Below are 13,869 nucleotides of genomic sequence, written 5' to 3'. Positions count from 1 at the left end.
ACTCCGCCTCTTCCGCCTGCTTCCGGACGACTGTCGCCGGGTGTCCCTCAGCCGCACAGCATGTGCCTGATCCCGTACGCCTGGTGATCGGGACTGTCCGGCGGAGCAGAGTAGTCGGAGCTGGACGCCGCGGCCACCCCTGGCGTAAGGATGGGGCTCATGAAAGCCATCATCACCGCAACCCGGCTCGCGCATGACTTGACCGAGGGCGACCCGCCGACGCTCCTCGACGTTCGCTGGCAGCTCAGCCTGGCCAAGGCGGCCGGCGCACCGGCCTTCGACGGACGCGCCGAGTACGCGGCGGGGCACATCCCGGGCGCGGTCTTCGTCGACATGGACGAGGAACTCGCCGCTGTTCCAGGGAAGAACGGCCGGCATCCGCTGCCGGACTTGGCCGAATTCGGCGCGGCCATGCGCCGGGCGGGGGTCTCGCCGGGGCGTCCGGTCGTCGTGTACGACGGCGGTCAGGGCTGGGCGGCCGCGCGAGCCTGGTGGATGCTGCGCTGGACGGGTCACCCGGACGTGCGGGTCCTGGACGGCGGGTTGCCCGCCTGGGAGGGCGAGTTGTCGACGGACGTGACCACGCCCGCCGAGGGCGACTTCGTGCCCGAGCCGGGCGCGGGCGGCCTCCTGGACGCGGACGCCGCCGCCGCGCTGGCCCGCTCCGGGGTACTGCTGGACGCCCGGGCGGGGGAGCGGTACCGGGGCGAGGTGGAGCCGGTCGACCGGGTCGGCGGCCACATCCCGGGCGCCGTGTCCGCGCCGACCACCGAGAACGTGGGCGCGGACGGCCGTTTCCTGCCCGCCGGGGAACTGCGGGCGCGCTTCAAGTCCCTTGGCGCCGTTGAGGACGCCGAGGTCGGCGTGTACTGCGGCTCCGGCGTCTCGGGGGCCCACGAGGTACTCGCGCTCGCGGTGGCGGGCATCCCGGCGGCGCTGTACGTCGGTTCATGGTCGGAGTGGTCCGCCGACCCGTCCCGCCCGGTGGCGGTGGGCCCGGAGCCGCAGTAGCGACTGAGGGCTCCGTCCGGAGACGGACGGAGCCCTCATGTCGCCGGCTTCTCGCGAGGTCCGTGACCCTTCGGCGGCGGCTACTCCTGCTTCTTGCGGCGTGTTCCGAAGACGATCTCGTCCCAGCTCGGTACCGCCGCGCGGCGGCCGGGGCGGACGCCGTCGGCCTCGGCCTGGCGGTCGGTGGCGCCGATGAGGCGGTCGCGGTGGCTGCCGACGGAACGCGGCATCAGGACGTCCGCGTAGGCGGAACCGGCCGATGCCGCAGGGGCGGCCGGCTCCTCGGCCTCGACCTCGGCGACGGGCTCCTCCGGGTCCTCCACCGGACGTTCCGGGACCACCAGGTCGCCACGGAAGCTCGGTACCGCCTCCAACAGACTGGTCAGGGAGTCACGTTCGCCCGTGCTCTCCTCGACGGGCTCGGACGCCGGTGCCGGCAGACCGGGCCGCTCGCGGTCCAGAGCGCGGTCCAGGGACCGGTCCAGCGGGCGGTCGCGGGGCAGCCGGGCGATGCGCGGTACGAACGGAAAGCTCGGCTCCGGCGCGGCGAGGTCGTCGGACTCGCCGATCAGCGAACGCGCCTCGGAGTCGACGGCCTGGACGAGCCGCCGGGGCGGGTCGTAGGTCCAGCTCGCCGAGTGCGGTTCGCCCGCCACCCGGTAGACCAGCAGGACTTCCCAGGTGCCGTCGTCGCGGCGCCAGGAGTCCCACAGCACGGTGTCCTTCTCGGCGCCGCGCAGCAGCAGTCGCTCCTGGACGGCCTCGCCGAGCAGTGGGCCGGAGTTCTCGCCGGGCCTGCGCACCGGGGTCTTGCGGGCCCGCTCCGCCATGAAGGCGCGCTCGGCGAGCACCGGGCCCTCGAAGCGCCGTACGCGCTCGACGGGAATGCCCGCGAGCTGGGCGACTTCCTCCGCGGTGGCACCGGCACGTATACGCGCCTGGATGTCACGGGGGCGGAGATGGCTCTCCACCTCGATCTCGATCTGGCCGAGCCGGGGCCGGTCGCCGCGCACCGCGGCGCGCAGCCGCTCGTCGATCGGAAGCGTGTACTCCGTTGCGTCGGCAGCCTTCAGCACCAGCCGTGTGCCGTCATTCGAGACGGCCACGACACGCAGTTCGGGCATGGGGACCTCCCGGGTGGTGCCTGCCGACGTCACGTGCGTCGCTGCTTCCGCTAGTCGAGTGTGGCCTGCCCGGGTGCAGCCTGCCACAACCTTGCCGAGTTGCCCGGCGTGTCGGGCACGGGCCCAGAGCCGCCGTTATGGCACGGTTACCTATTCGCAACGCTAAGTGACCAACTCCGTCACCCTGTGCAACTAGCCCCCCTCCCGGCGGTCCTGCAGGCCGCGGGCACCCTGACGGGGCCGGGCCCAAGGCTCGCAAGAGTACTCCATTCGGGCCACGGGCGTGGATCGGCACGCCGCCCAACTTCTGGCGCGGAGTGCGACTTGGCAGTCCGTGAGCGGCTTGCCGCGTTCACCCGCATGAGGTGCTTCACCCGAACGCCCCGAAGGGAGGCGAGGGTTCCGGATCTTCGGTCAGGCTCCCAGCACTCTGCGCAGATAGTCGTTCTGGAACCGCCGGTCCGGGTCGAGGCGGTCACGGACCGCGGTGAACTCGCCGAAGCGCGGATAGGCCTTGGCGAGGTACTCCGCGTCCCGGGTGTGCACCTTGCCCCAGTGCGGCCGCCCCTCGTGCGCGGTGAGGATCCGCTCGGCCGCGGTGAAGTACGACTGGTACGGCGTCCCCCGGTACATGTGGACCGCGATGTACGCGCTGTCCCGGGCGGAGGCGGTGGACAGCGGGATGTCGTCGGCCGGGGCGGTGCGGACCTCCACCGGAAAACTGATCTTGAGGGGTGAACGGTCCAGCATCGCCTTGAGTTCCCGCAGGGTGTCCGCCATCGCCTCGCGCGGTACGGCGTACTCCATCTCCACGAACCGCACCCGCCGCGGCGATGTGAAGACCTTGTACGGGATGTCCGTGTAGGTCCGCGCGGACAGCGCCCTGCTGGAGGCCCGGGCAATCACCGGGACCGCGGTGGGCGCCGCCCTGCCCGCCCACTGGGCCACCTGGAACACGCCGTTGGAGAGGAACTCGTCCTCGAACCAGCCGGCCAGCCGTCCCACCGGCCGCTCGGGGCCGGCGCTGCGGTTGTTGCGCTTGGTGTTGGTGTTTCCGGTGTGCGGGAACCAGTAGAACTCGAAGTGCTCGTTCTCGGCCCACAGTTCGTCGAACTCGGCGAGCACCCGGTCCAGCGGCATCGGTTCCTCGCGTGCCGTGAGCAGGAAGAGCGGCTCCACGGCGAAGGTGATCGCGGTGACGATGCCCAGCGCGCCGATGCCCAGGCGGGCGGCCGCGAAGACCTCCGGGTTCTCCTGTGCGGAGCAGGTGAGCACCGAGCCGTCGGCCGTGACCAGTTCCAGGCCGGTGATCTGGGCGGCTATGGAGGCGGACTCCCGTCCGGTGCCATGGGTGCCGGTGCTGGTGGCACCGGAAACCGTCTGTTCCATGATGTCGCCCATGTTGGTGAGCGACAGACCCTCGCGGGCCAGTGCCAGGTTGAGCCTCTTGAGCGGCGTCCCGGCCTCCACCGTGACCGTCATGGCCGTGCGGTCGATACCGCGGATACCCGTCAACAGTTGAGGGCGGATCAGCACCCCGTCGGTGGCCGCGATCGAGGTGAAGGAGTGCCCGGTGCCCACGGCCTTCACGGTCAGCCCGTCCTCGGCGGCCCGGCGGACGGCGTCGGCCAGCTCCTCCACCGAGGCGGGTGTCACCTCCCGGGCCGGCCGGGCGGAGACATTGCCTCCCCAGTTACGCCACGTGCCGTTCTTCCCGCTCGCTTTGCTGCTCAACGGTTCCTCCCCGACCCGCGACCGGCTTGCTGAGCCGGCGGTACCCGAGGAAACCGACCGCGACCGCGACGGCCCCGGACGCCACCGGAACCCCATACCCGGCTCGTGCGCCGGCTGCGTCGATCACCCAGCCGGCCGCGGAGGAGCCGAGCGCGACACCGACCGCGAGACCGGTACTCACCCAGGTCATGCCCTCGGTGAGCTTCGCGCGAGGTACGTGCTCTTCGATGAGGGACATCGTCGTGATCATCGTCGGTGCGACGGTCATGCCCGAAACGAACAGCGCCACGGCCAGAAGCGGCAGGCTTCCGACCAGTAGGAGGGGGATCATACTCACGGCCATCGCACATATGCCCAGCAGCCATCGGCGTTCCGCCGCTCCGGCGAAGTGCAGCAGCCCGAACACCACACCGGCGCCGGCGGAACCCACCGCGTACAGCGCCAGAACCACGCTGGAGGCGCCCTTGTGGCCAATCTCGTCGGCGAAGGCCACGGTGACCACGTCCACCGCCCCGAAGATCGCTCCCGTGGCGACGAAGGTGACCATCAGGACCTGGAGCCCGGAGGAGCGCAGCACCGAACCCCCGCTGCCCTCCTCCCGCGGGTGCGGTGCGGGCTCGGTGGCCCGCTGGGCCGTCAGCCAGAAGACTCCTGCGGCCAGGAAGCAGCCGGCCAGCAGCGGGCCGGCCTCCGGGAACCAGGTGGTGGACAGGCCGATGGAGATGATCGGCCCGAAGACGAAGCAGACCTCGTCCATCACCGACTCGAACGAGTAGGCGGTGTGCAGCTTCGGGGTGCCCCGGTACAGCGCCGCCCACCGGGCCCGGACCATCGAGCCCGTGCTCGGCACACAGCCGATCCCGACGGCGCAGACGAACAACACCCAGTCCGGCCAGCCGTAGTGCGCGGCGAGCAGCAGCCCGGCCGCCGCCACGAGTGCCACCAGCGCCGCGGGACGCAGCACCCTGCGCTGCCCGTGCAGATCCACGAGCCGGGAGACCTGTGGCCCGATCGCCGCGGCGGCCAGGGCGATGGTCGCCGACAGCCCGCCCGCGAGTCCGTATCGCCCGGTGAGCTGGGAGATCATCGTGACCACGCCGATGCCCATCATCGACAGCGGCATCCGGCCGATGAAGCCCGCGGCGGCGAAGGCCCGGGTGCCTGGGGTGTCGAACAGAGCGCGATAAGGGCTGGGCACGGGGGTCTCCGTAAGGCGTGAAGAGCGTCGATACAGCTTACGGGTCGGGCGAACCCGTCGCACCGCCCTAGGTGTATCGATCACCGTGTGAACAACGCTGCGGCTCAATACACCTAGGTGGTGGCCCTCCGACCCGGTGATCCCACCCCGCCGTTTCTCCGCAGTCCGTGCCGGGTGGCAGGATCGGATCCATGCCAGATGCGCTCGATGCCACCCCCTACGACGCCCTGCTCCTGCTCTCCTTCGGGGGCCCGGAAGGACCGGACGACGTGGTTCCGTTCCTGGAGAACGTGACGCGCGGGCGCGGCATCCCGAAGGAACGCCTCAAGGAGGTCGGGCAGCACTACTTCCTGTTCGGCGGGGTCAGTCCCATCAACGACCAGAACCGCGCCCTGCTGGACGTCCTGCGGGGGGACTTCGCCGAGCACGGACTGGAGCTCCCCGTCTACTGGGGCAACCGCAACTGGGCCCCCTACCTGACGGACACCCTGCGGGAGATGGTCGCCGACGGCCGCCGCCGCATCCTGGTCCTGGCGACCAGCGCCTACGCCTCCTACTCGGGCTGCCGCCAGTACCGCGAGAACCTCGCCGACGCGCTGGCCGCCCTGGAGTCGGAGGGCCTGGAACTGCCGAAGATCGACAAGCTGCGGCACTACTTCAACCACCCCGGCTTCCTCCAGCCCATGATCGACGGTGTACTCGACTCCCTCGCCGACCTGCCCGAGGACGTCCGCGACGGCGCGCACATCGCCTTCACCACCCACTCCATCCCGACCGCCGCCGCCGACGCCTCCGGCCCGGCCGAGGACCACGGTGACGGCGGGGCGTACGTCGCGCAGCACCTGGACGTTGCCCGGCTGATCGCCGACGCGGTCCGTGAGCGCACCGGCGTCGACCACCCATGGCGGCTCGTCTACCAGTCCCGTTCCGGCGCCCCGCACATCCCCTGGCTGGAACCCGACATCTGCGACCACCTGGAGGAGCTGCACAAGACCGGTGTCCCGGCCGTCGTGATGGCCCCCATCGGCTTCGTCTCCGACCACATGGAGGTCCTCTACGACCTCGACACCGAGGCGCGGGCCAAGGCGGCGGAACTGGGTCTGCCGGTGCGCCGCTCCGCCACCGTGGGCGCCGATCCGCGGTTCGCCGCCGCGATCCGCGAGCTGGTCCTGGAGCGCGCGGCCGCGGAGAGCGGCCGGGACGTCGCACCGTGCGCCCTCGGCGCGCTCGGCGTGAGCCACAACCTGTGCCCGGTCGGCTGCTGCCCGGCCCGCGCCCCCCGCCCGGCCGCCGCGGGCGCCGACAGCCCCTACGCGTGAGGATCCCCATGACCGACCCCCTGCACCAGCGGCTCCTGGAACTGGCCCGGGAGGCGGCCGCCCGCGCGGGCGAGCTGCTGCGCGACGGCCGACCGGCCGACCTCGCGGTCGCGGCGACCAAGTCCAGCCCGATCGACGTCGTCACCGAGATGGACATCGCCGCCGAGAAACTGATCACCGACCTGATCGCCGGGGCTCGCCCCGACGACGGCTTCCTCGGCGAGGAGGGTGCCTCCAGCGAGGGCACGAGCGGCATCCGCTGGGTGATCGACCCGCTCGACGGCACGGTGAACTACCTGTACGGCCTGCCCACCTGGTCGGTGTCCGTGGCGGCCGAGCACGACGGGGAGACCGTCGTCGGGGTCGTGGCGGCCCCGATGCGCGGCGAGACCTACCACGCGGTACGCGGCGGTGGCGCCTGGGCCACCGGCGCCTGGCCGGGTGAGCGCAGGCTGGCCTGCCGGCCCGCGCCGCCGCTGGACCAGGCGCTGGTCTCCACCGGCTTCAACTACGTCTCGGAGGTCCGCGCCCACCAGGCCGAGGTGGCCGCGAAGCTGATTCCGCTCGTGCGCGACATCCGACGCAGCGGCTCGGCCGCGGTCGACCTGTGCGACGTGGCCGCGGGCCGCCTGGACGGCTACTACGAGCGCGGGCTGAACGCCTGGGACTTCGCGGCGGGCGACCTGATCGCCCGTGAGGCGGGCGCCCTGACCGGTGGACGCCCCGGAGAGCGCCCCGCACGCCATCTGACGGTCGCGGGTGCCCCGGGCGTCTACGAACCCCTCCAGCGACTCCTGGAGGACTTCGGAGCCTGGCACGACTAGGACACAGCGGAACGGGACCCCGGCGCTGGATTCGCCGGGGCCCCGTTCGTGTACCGCGGGCTGTCAGACGCGTGACGCGGTGACTTCCACACCGTGTTCGGCGGCGAGACGGCGCAGGTCGTCGAGCTCTCCCTGCTCCACCTCGACGAGGAAGTCGTCGCCCTCGTCACGAGCCCTCGACAGGTCGGACTCGGTCGCCTTTATGCGCTGCAGAAGTCCTGCGGTGAATGCGTCCATGCTGCGCCCCCTCGTCCTGGGTCGTGGGTCGTGGGTCCTTGGCACGGGGGTGTGCCGGTGAAAGGGGCGACCACATCTCCTGCGGATGCCCGGCGCTGTCCGCGCCGGGCGGCGACGGTGCCGGACACCCGCGCCCGCTCCGCGGAAAGCGGATCGCGATGTACCGCTGGTGTTGCGGCACATGCAGAGCGTGATCGCGGGGTGTAAAGCCGTCCTCCCCCAGCTCCTCTCCGTGGAAACCTCAAGCGGAGGGAAAATTCTGGTGTTCATGTCCCGTCGCGGCCGGTCCGGCCGGTCGGTATCCCGCTGTCACGGGCCGGTGGCCGTACTGCGGTGCCTTACCCCCGACTTATGGCCGAAAAGGGCAGGATGGGGGGCACATCCCACGGACACCCCTGCCCGCGCGTGCTCACCGAGCGCCGTGCGGGTGGTCACTGAAAGGACATGCCACGTGCGCGTACTCGTCGTCGAGGACGAGCAGCTGCTCGCCGATGCGGTGGCCACCGGACTGCGCCGGGAGGCCATGGCCGTCGACGTCGTGTACGACGGTGCGGCCGCCCTCGAGCGCATCGGCGTCAACGACTACGACGTGGTCGTCCTCGACCGCGACCTCCCGCTGGTGCACGGCGACGACGTCTGCCGCAGGATCGTCGAGCTGGGCATGCCCACGCGCGTTCTGATGCTCACCGCCTCCGGTGATGTCAGCGACCGCGTCGAGGGTCTGGAGATCGGCGCGGACGACTACCTTCCCAAGCCGTTCGCCTTCAGCGAGCTCATCGCGCGCGTACGGGCCCTCGGCCGGCGCACCAGCGTTCCGCTGCCGCCCGTCCTGGAGCGCGCCGGAATCAAGCTCGACCCCAACCGCCGCGAGGTCCACCGGGACGGCAAGGAGGTCCAGCTGGCGCCCAAGGAGTTCGCCGTCCTCGAGGTGCTGATGCGCAGCGAGGGCGCGGTCGTCTCCGCGGAGCAGCTCCTGGAGAAGGCCTGGGACGAGAACACCGACCCGTTCACCAACGTCGTGCGCGTGACGGTGATGACCCTGCGTCGCAAGCTCGGCGAGCCGCCCGTCATCGTCACCGTTCCCGGCTCGGGCTACCGGATCTGACCGCCGTGGCCACGACACCCGCGCCTCCCCAGGCGCCTCCGAAGCCCACCTGGGACCCCCGCAGGCCGCAGCCGCCGCTGCCCTGGCTGCGACCGACCATCCGCATACGGCTCACCCTGCTCTACGGCGGCATGTTCCTGATCGCCGGCATCCTGCTGCTGTCGATCATCTACCTGCTGGCCGCGCAGGCGATCAACGAGGGCAACCAGCCGCCCTTCAAGATCGTTAGCTACGATCAGCTCAAGGTGTCCTTCCCGGCCTGCCCGGAGATCAACGGGAACAGTCTGACGCTGGGCGAGTTCAACGACGCGATCGGCCACTGCATCGACCAGCAGCGCCAGGGCGCCCTGGACGACCTGCTCAGCCGCTCCCTGCTGGCCCTGCTGGGCCTGGCGATCATCGCCTTCGCCTTCGGCTACGCGATGGCGGGCCGTGTGCTGTCCCCGCTCGGCCGGATCACCCGCACCGCGCGTGCGGTGGCCGGGTCCGATCTGTCACGCCGTATCGAGCTGGACGGCCCGGACGACGAGCTGAAGGAGCTGGCGGACACCTTCGACGACATGCTGGACCGGCTGCAGCGCGCCTTCACCGCCCAGCAGCGCTTCGTCGGCAACGCCTCGCACGAGCTGCGGACCCCGCTCGCGATCAACCGCACCCTGCTCGAGGTCCATCTGTCCGATCCCGGCGCGCCCGTGGAGCTCCAGCAGCTGGGCAAGACGCTGCTCGCGACCAACGAGCGCAGCGAGCAGCTGGTGGAGGGTCTGCTGCTGCTCGCCCGCAGCGACAACCAGATCGTCGAGCGCAAGCCCGTCGACCTCGCCGAGGTCGCCTCGCAGGCCGTCGACCAGGTGCATGCCGAGGCGGAGGCCAAGGGCGTGCGGATCGGCGGCGAGCGCAGGCCCGCGGTCGTGCAGGGCAACGGCGTCCTGTTGGAGCGGATTGCCCTTAACCTGGTGCAGAACGCCGTGCGCTACAACATCCCCGAGGACGGCTGGGTGGAGGTCACCACCGAGGTCCAGCACGGCCAGGCGGTACTGACCGTCTCGAACGCGGGGCCGGTCGTACCGGCGTACGAGATCGACAACCTCTTCGAGCCCTTCAGGCGCCTCCGTACGGAACGAACGGGCAGCGACAAGGGTGTGGGGCTCGGTCTGTCGATCGTGCGGTCCGTGGCCCGCGCGCACGGCGGTCACATCGTCGCGCAGCCTCGTGAGGGCGGTGGTCTGGTGATGCGGGTCACACTGCCACTGTGACGACACCCGCGGGAATGTTCGCTCTACGCGGAATTCCCTCGGGGCTCTACGAGGTTTCCCGTGTGTGATCGATCACATGTGGGTAATTCCGGCCATCTACGTTCAGTGATCATGACTGTGTGGTGAAAGCCGGAAAAATCCGGGTTTTCAGGGGTCGTGATCACGGGAAGTACACGGTGGGACGCCTTTGAGGTGCGGCGTTCGGACCGTGTACGGTCCCCATCGCCATCCAAGCCGATCACTCTTGAGGGGTCCGGTTGGGTGTCGATTGAGTAACAGACCTTGATGTGAGGCAAAATCTCCGCCTCAGGTCGGGCACAAGTCCGGCCTCTCACGCGTTACGTGCGCTGGAGACACCGCAGACACCCAGAGGGGGAGAGCGACAATGGCAACCGATTACGACACTCCACGCAAGACCGACGACGACGTCGACTCGGACAGTCTCGAAGAGCTGAAGGCCAGGCGGAACGACAAGTCGACCTCCGCTGTGGACGTCGATGAGTTCGAGGCCGCCGAAGGCCTCGAGCTGCCCGGCGCCGACCTGTCGAACGAGGAACTGGCCGTCCGGGTGCTGCCCAAGCAGCAGGACGAGTTCACCTGCATGAGCTGCTTCCTGGTGCACCACCGCAGCCAGCTGGCCCGCGAGAAGAACGGCCAGCCGATCTGCCGCGACTGCGACTGAGGACAGTCCGGCCGTGACTGGTTCGAACCCTCCCCGCAGGCGCCGCTTCCCTCTCCGGGGAGCGGGCCGGGGGCCGTCCGACGTCCCGCACGGCGCACTTGACGACGAGCGGGGCTCATCGGGCGCGGGAGCCTCGCTCGAACCGTCGGCCGGCCGGGGTGACCTCCCGGCGTCGGCCGAGCCTCCCGCCTCCGCCGCCAGGCGGCGGGCGGCGGTCATCCGGGACAAGGCCCGAGACATGGCCCGGGAAGGCGCCCGCAAGGGCGGCAGCCGCGCCAGGGCGGGCCTCGGATACCTGGCGGACCGCATCATCGACATCGCCCCACGGGTCCCCGTACGGGACCTCGCGACGCTGCGCGGGCAGTTCCCGGGCCTCGGGCCGGAGGAGCTCGCGGACAAGCTCGTCGCGGGCGCGGCCAGCGGGACCGCCACGGTCGGGGCCGGTATCGGCGCCGCGGCCATGCTGCCGGTGCCGCCCGCCATGCCGACCGAGCTGGCCGCGGAGATCACCGGCGTCGCGGCGATCGAGCTGAAGCTCATCGCCGAACTGCACGAGGTCTACGGCGTGCGGCCGCCCGGCGGCCGCAAGGACCGCAGCACCGCCTATCTGGCCTCCTGGTCGGGGGAGCGCGGCATCCAGGTCATGCGGCCCTCGACCTACGACCACGCCCTCGGCACGCGCATGAAGCGCGAACTGCGCCAGCAGATCATGAAGCGCATGGTGCGCGACCTGCCCAACCTGATGCCGTTCATGGTCGGCGCCGCGGTCGGGGCCGTCATGAACCGTCGCGACACCAGGAAGCTCGCGGCACGCATCCGCGCGGACCTCCGCAAGATCCAGATCCCCTGGGGCGAGCTGCCCGCCCTGCCCCCGCTGGAGCCCCCCGCCGACCCCTTCGCCATCGAGGACGTCACCGGCAGGCCCGAGGACTGATCAGGACGTTGCGGCCTCGCGGGCCGACTTGATCGCCTCGGCCAGCCGCTCCGGCTCCCGGGTCGACAGATACAGGTACGGCGTCGGGTCGGCCGGGTCGGTGACCTCGACGCGCAGCGCGCGCGGGATGTAGGCGCGCAGCAGGAGGAAGGCCCGGGTGTCGGCCTTGTAGGTGCGCCAGGCGCGAGCCTCCTCCGGGTCGAGGACCTCCGCCTCACCCAGCGCGGACACCGGGATCTTGGCGTCGCCCGCGACGAGGAAACCGCCCACCACGCGGATCCTGAGCGAGCCGTACGCACTGGCGACCACCGCGGCGGCCGCCGTACCGCCCACCAGGCCGCCCAGGGCCGGCAACGGGCCGAACGGGAGCACGATCAGGGCGAACGAGACCCCCACAAGGAAGCTGATCAGCCACCAGGAGCGGGGGGCGGTGAGGCGTTCTTCGTAGGGGGCGGCGGAAAGCTGCATGACGCCAAGCTTGGCACGGTGTCCGGACTTCGCCGACGCGCGGGTAAGGTCTGCGCCTGTGAGTGGTAGTTCCGCAGGTCTCAAGCCTCCCGCCGACGCCGTGAAACCGACGCGTCACCCCGATGCCCCCGCGCCCGGCGAACTGCTCGGCGCGCACTACGGACAGTGTTTCGGCTGCGGTCACGAGCAGCCGCACGGGCTGCACCTGGAGGCACGCGCCGGTGAGGGCGTCTCCCTCACGGCCGAGTTCACCGTGCAACCCGCCCACCAGGGAGCCCCGGGGCTCGCGCACGGCGGCGTGCTGACCACAGCCCTCGACGAGACCCTCGGTTCGCTCAACTGGCTGCTGCGGACCATCGCCGTCACCGGCCGACTGGAGACGGACTTCGTGCGGCCGGTGCCCGTGGGGACGACACTGTTCCTGGAGGCCGAGGTGACCGCCGTCGCCGGGCGGAAGATCTACTCGACCGGCACCGGCCGGCTCGGCGGCCCCGAGGGGCCCGTCGCCGTCCGTGCCGAAGCCCTCTTCATCGAGGTCGGCGTGAAGCACTTCGTCGAGAACGGCCGCGAGGAGGAGATCCAGGCGGCCATGAGCGATCCGGACCAGGTCCGGCGCACCCGCGCTTTCGAGGTGAACCCGTGAGTCCCCTGAACGTACTGATCCGCCGTGTCGACGCCGACGTACCGCTTCCGGCGTACGAGCACCCCGGCGACGCGGGTGCCGACCTGCGGACCACGGTGGCTCACGAGCTGAAGCCGGGGGAGCGCGCCGTGCTGTCCACGGGAGTGTCGATCGCCCTCCCGGACGGGTACGCGGCCTTCGTGCACCCACGGTCCGGTCTCGCCGCCCGCTGCGGTGTCGCGCTGGTGAATGCCCCAGGGACGGTTGATGCCGGGTACCGTGGGGAGATCAAGGTGATCGTGGTGAATCTCGACCCGTACGAGACCGTGCGGTTCGAGCGCTTCGACCGGATTGCCCAACTGGTCGTCCAGCAGGTCGAGAGGGTCCGCTTCGAGGAGGTGGCGGAACTTCCCGGCTCGGCGCGGGCCGAGGGGGGCTTCGGGTCCACCGGCGGTCACGCCGCGGTGGGTGACGCGAGCGACGCAAACGGTCAGGCCGCCAAGAGCGGTCATACGGGTGGGAATCGATACGCTTCGGTCGTATCCGACCGGGAAGGACAGTGACGTGTTCGGACGTCGCAAGAAGAAGGGTGCCGCCGAGGACGCGGCCGGCGAGGCCGAGCAGGTCGTCGACAGCGTCGACACCGAGGCGGACGAGGAAGAGGGCGAGCGCGCGCGGGTACGCCTCGACCCCGAGCCGCGGCCCGACGGGCCCTGGGACGACTCCGAGGTGAGCGAGCCCGCCGAGGGCCGCGTGGACCTCGGCGGTCTGTTCGTGCCGGGCGTGGAGGGCATGGAGCTGCGTGTCGAGGTCGCGGGCGACGCGATCGTCGCGGCGACCGTGGTGCTCCGCGACAGCGCCGTCCAGCTTCAGGCCTTCGCAGCGCCCAAGCGTGAGGGCATCTGGGGCGAGGTGCGCGAGGAGATCGGCGCCGGCATCACCCAGCAGGGCGGCATCGTCGACGAGGTCGAGGGCCCGCTGGGCTGGGAGCTGCGGGCCCAGGTGCCGGTGCAGCTGCCGGACGGCACGGGCGGCTTCCAGGTCGTCCGGTTCGTCGGTGTGGACGGACCGCGCTGGTTCCTGCGCGGCGTGATCTCCGGCCAGGGCGCGGTGCAGCCGCAGGCGGCCGGTTTGCTGGAGCAGGTCTTCCGGGACACGGTCGTGGTCCGCGGCGAGGGCCCCATGGCGCCCCGCGACCCGATCGTCCTCAAGCTCCCGAACGACGCCCAGATGGTCCCCGAGGGCTTCCAGCAGGACGAGTCCGAGTCCTCCCGCTTCTCCGGCGGCATGGGCCAGCTCCAGCGCGGACCGGAGATCACCGAGGTCCGGTAGCCGTTGGGGGGCCGCGATTCGCTTCG

15 protein-coding genes are annotated in these 13,869 nt (G+C 71.1%); 10 read left to right on the top strand and 5 right to left on the bottom strand.

Features of this window, described 5'->3' with window-relative positions; translation table 11 throughout:
* Nucleotides 1–159 precede the first annotated feature (159 nt).
* A complete protein-coding gene (locus ACIPK3_RS26255) occupies nt 160–1,011 on the top strand; it encodes a sulfurtransferase (RefSeq protein WP_402573432.1) in 852 nt (283 codons plus the stop codon).
* Between the two features lie 80 nt (nt 1,012–1,091).
* On the opposite strand, the gene sepH is transcribed toward ACIPK3_RS26255, so the two are convergent.
* The 3 genes from sepH to ACIPK3_RS26240 all read right to left on the bottom strand — a co-directional run bounded on the left by sepH (nt 1,092) and on the right by ACIPK3_RS26240 (nt 5,067).
* Nucleotides 1,092–2,135 carry a septation protein SepH gene (gene sepH / locus ACIPK3_RS26250; RefSeq protein WP_402573430.1) on the bottom strand — a complete coding sequence of 348 codons (1,044 nt, stop codon included), beginning with the start codon at nt 2,133–2,135 and terminating at the stop codon, nt 1,092–1,094.
* Nucleotides 2,136–2,549: 414 nt separating this feature from the next.
* The gene (locus tag ACIPK3_RS26245) at nt 2,550–3,869 is read right to left on the bottom strand and encodes a D-arabinono-1,4-lactone oxidase (RefSeq protein ID WP_402573429.1); all 1,320 of its coding nucleotides are present in this window, start codon (nt 3,867–3,869) and stop codon (nt 2,550–2,552) included.
* On the bottom strand, nt 3,829–5,067 hold the full coding sequence (locus ACIPK3_RS26240; RefSeq protein WP_402573427.1) for an MFS transporter: 1,239 nt from the start codon (nt 5,065–5,067) through the stop codon (nt 3,829–3,831). The genes ACIPK3_RS26245 and ACIPK3_RS26240 overlap by 41 nt, the downstream gene beginning before the upstream one ends.
* A 191-nt stretch (nt 5,068–5,258) precedes the next feature.
* On the opposite strand from ACIPK3_RS26240, the gene ACIPK3_RS26235 reads away from it, so the two are divergent.
* Together ACIPK3_RS26235 and ACIPK3_RS26230 are read left to right on the top strand one after the other, a co-directional pair.
* Entirely contained in the window at nt 5,259–6,386 is a 1,128-nt protein-coding gene (locus ACIPK3_RS26235; RefSeq protein WP_402573425.1) for a ferrochelatase, read from the top strand.
* 8 nt (nt 6,387–6,394) lie between these two features.
* On the top strand, nt 6,395–7,210 hold the full coding sequence (locus tag ACIPK3_RS26230; RefSeq protein WP_402573423.1) for an inositol monophosphatase family protein: 816 nt from the start codon (nt 6,395–6,397) through the stop codon (nt 7,208–7,210).
* Nucleotides 7,211–7,273: 63 nt separating this feature from the next.
* On the opposite strand, the gene ACIPK3_RS26225 is transcribed toward ACIPK3_RS26230, so the two are convergent.
* Nucleotides 7,274–7,447, bottom strand: a complete 174-nt coding sequence (locus ACIPK3_RS26225; protein ID WP_402573421.1) for a hypothetical protein — start codon at nt 7,445–7,447, stop codon at nt 7,274–7,276.
* Nucleotides 7,448–7,898: 451 nt separating this feature from the next.
* Between ACIPK3_RS26225 and ACIPK3_RS26220 the strand changes: the two genes are divergently transcribed.
* The 4 genes from ACIPK3_RS26220 (at nt 7,899) to ACIPK3_RS26205 (ending at nt 11,421) form a co-directional block, all read left to right on the top strand.
* The gene (locus ACIPK3_RS26220) at nt 7,899–8,552 is read left to right on the top strand and encodes a response regulator transcription factor (protein WP_402573419.1); all 654 of its coding nucleotides are present in this window, start codon (nt 7,899–7,901) and stop codon (nt 8,550–8,552) included.
* A gap of 5 nt (nt 8,553–8,557) precedes the next feature.
* Nucleotides 8,558–9,805 carry a sensor histidine kinase gene (locus ACIPK3_RS26215; RefSeq protein ID WP_402573417.1) on the top strand — a complete coding sequence of 416 codons (1,248 nt, stop codon included), beginning with the start codon at nt 8,558–8,560 and terminating at the stop codon, nt 9,803–9,805.
* 385 nt (nt 9,806–10,190) lie between these two features.
* Nucleotides 10,191–10,487 carry a DUF4193 domain-containing protein gene (locus ACIPK3_RS26210; protein ID WP_005481602.1) on the top strand — a complete coding sequence of 99 codons (297 nt, stop codon included), beginning with the start codon at nt 10,191–10,193 and terminating at the stop codon, nt 10,485–10,487.
* Between the two features lie 13 nt (nt 10,488–10,500).
* A complete protein-coding gene (locus ACIPK3_RS26205; protein WP_402573415.1) occupies nt 10,501–11,421 on the top strand; it encodes a hypothetical protein in 921 nt (306 codons plus the stop codon).
* On the opposite strand, the gene ACIPK3_RS26200 is transcribed toward ACIPK3_RS26205, so the two are convergent.
* Nucleotides 11,422–11,889 carry a DUF3093 domain-containing protein gene (locus ACIPK3_RS26200; RefSeq protein ID WP_402573413.1) on the bottom strand — a complete coding sequence of 156 codons (468 nt, stop codon included), beginning with the start codon at nt 11,887–11,889 and terminating at the stop codon, nt 11,422–11,424.
* Nucleotides 11,890–11,947: 58 nt separating this feature from the next.
* Between ACIPK3_RS26200 and ACIPK3_RS26195 the strand changes: the two genes are divergently transcribed.
* From ACIPK3_RS26195 to ACIPK3_RS26185, 3 genes are read left to right on the top strand one after another with little or no spacing between them, the layout of a single operon-like run.
* A complete protein-coding gene (locus tag ACIPK3_RS26195; RefSeq protein WP_402573411.1) occupies nt 11,948–12,532 on the top strand; it encodes a PaaI family thioesterase in 585 nt (194 codons plus the stop codon).
* Nucleotides 12,529–13,074 (top strand): dUTP diphosphatase, encoded by a 546-nt coding sequence (dut, locus tag ACIPK3_RS26190; protein WP_402573409.1) that lies wholly within the window; start codon nt 12,529–12,531, stop codon nt 13,072–13,074. Before ACIPK3_RS26195 ends, dut begins: the two co-directional genes overlap by 4 nt.
* A gap of 1 nt (nt 13,075) precedes the next feature.
* Complete coding sequence (locus ACIPK3_RS26185) at nt 13,076–13,843, top strand: DUF3710 domain-containing protein (protein WP_402573407.1); 768 nt, start codon at nt 13,076–13,078, stop codon at nt 13,841–13,843.
* Nucleotides 13,844–13,869: the final 26 nt, after the last annotated feature.

Source organism: Streptomyces sp. NPDC086787, from assembly GCF_044745865.1.
GTDB lineage: Bacteria > Actinomycetota > Actinomycetes > Streptomycetales > Streptomycetaceae > Streptomyces.
The sequence above is the reverse complement of the archived record's forward strand: the minus strand, read 5'-3'. Positions and strand labels throughout refer to the sequence as shown.

Excerpts from the sequence above, each read along its gene's own strand:
- ACIPK3_RS26255 (WP_402573432.1), top strand. The coding sequence starts at position 160 with ATGAAAGCCATCATCACCGCAACCCGGCTCGCGCATGACTTGACCGAG.
- sepH (WP_402573430.1), bottom strand. The coding sequence starts at position 2,135 with ATGCCCGAACTGCGTGTCGTGGCCGTCTCGAATGACGGCACACGGCTG.
- ACIPK3_RS26235 (WP_402573425.1), top strand. The coding sequence starts at position 5,259 with ATGCCAGATGCGCTCGATGCCACCCCCTACGACGCCCTGCTCCTGCTC.
- ACIPK3_RS26230 (WP_402573423.1), top strand. The coding sequence starts at position 6,395 with ATGACCGACCCCCTGCACCAGCGGCTCCTGGAACTGGCCCGGGAGGCG.
- ACIPK3_RS26225 (WP_402573421.1), bottom strand. The coding sequence starts at position 7,447 with ATGGACGCATTCACCGCAGGACTTCTGCAGCGCATAAAGGCGACCGAG.
- ACIPK3_RS26210 (WP_005481602.1), top strand. The coding sequence starts at position 10,191 with ATGGCAACCGATTACGACACTCCACGCAAGACCGACGACGACGTCGAC.
- ACIPK3_RS26200 (WP_402573413.1), bottom strand. The coding sequence starts at position 11,889 with ATGCAGCTTTCCGCCGCCCCCTACGAAGAACGCCTCACCGCCCCCCGC.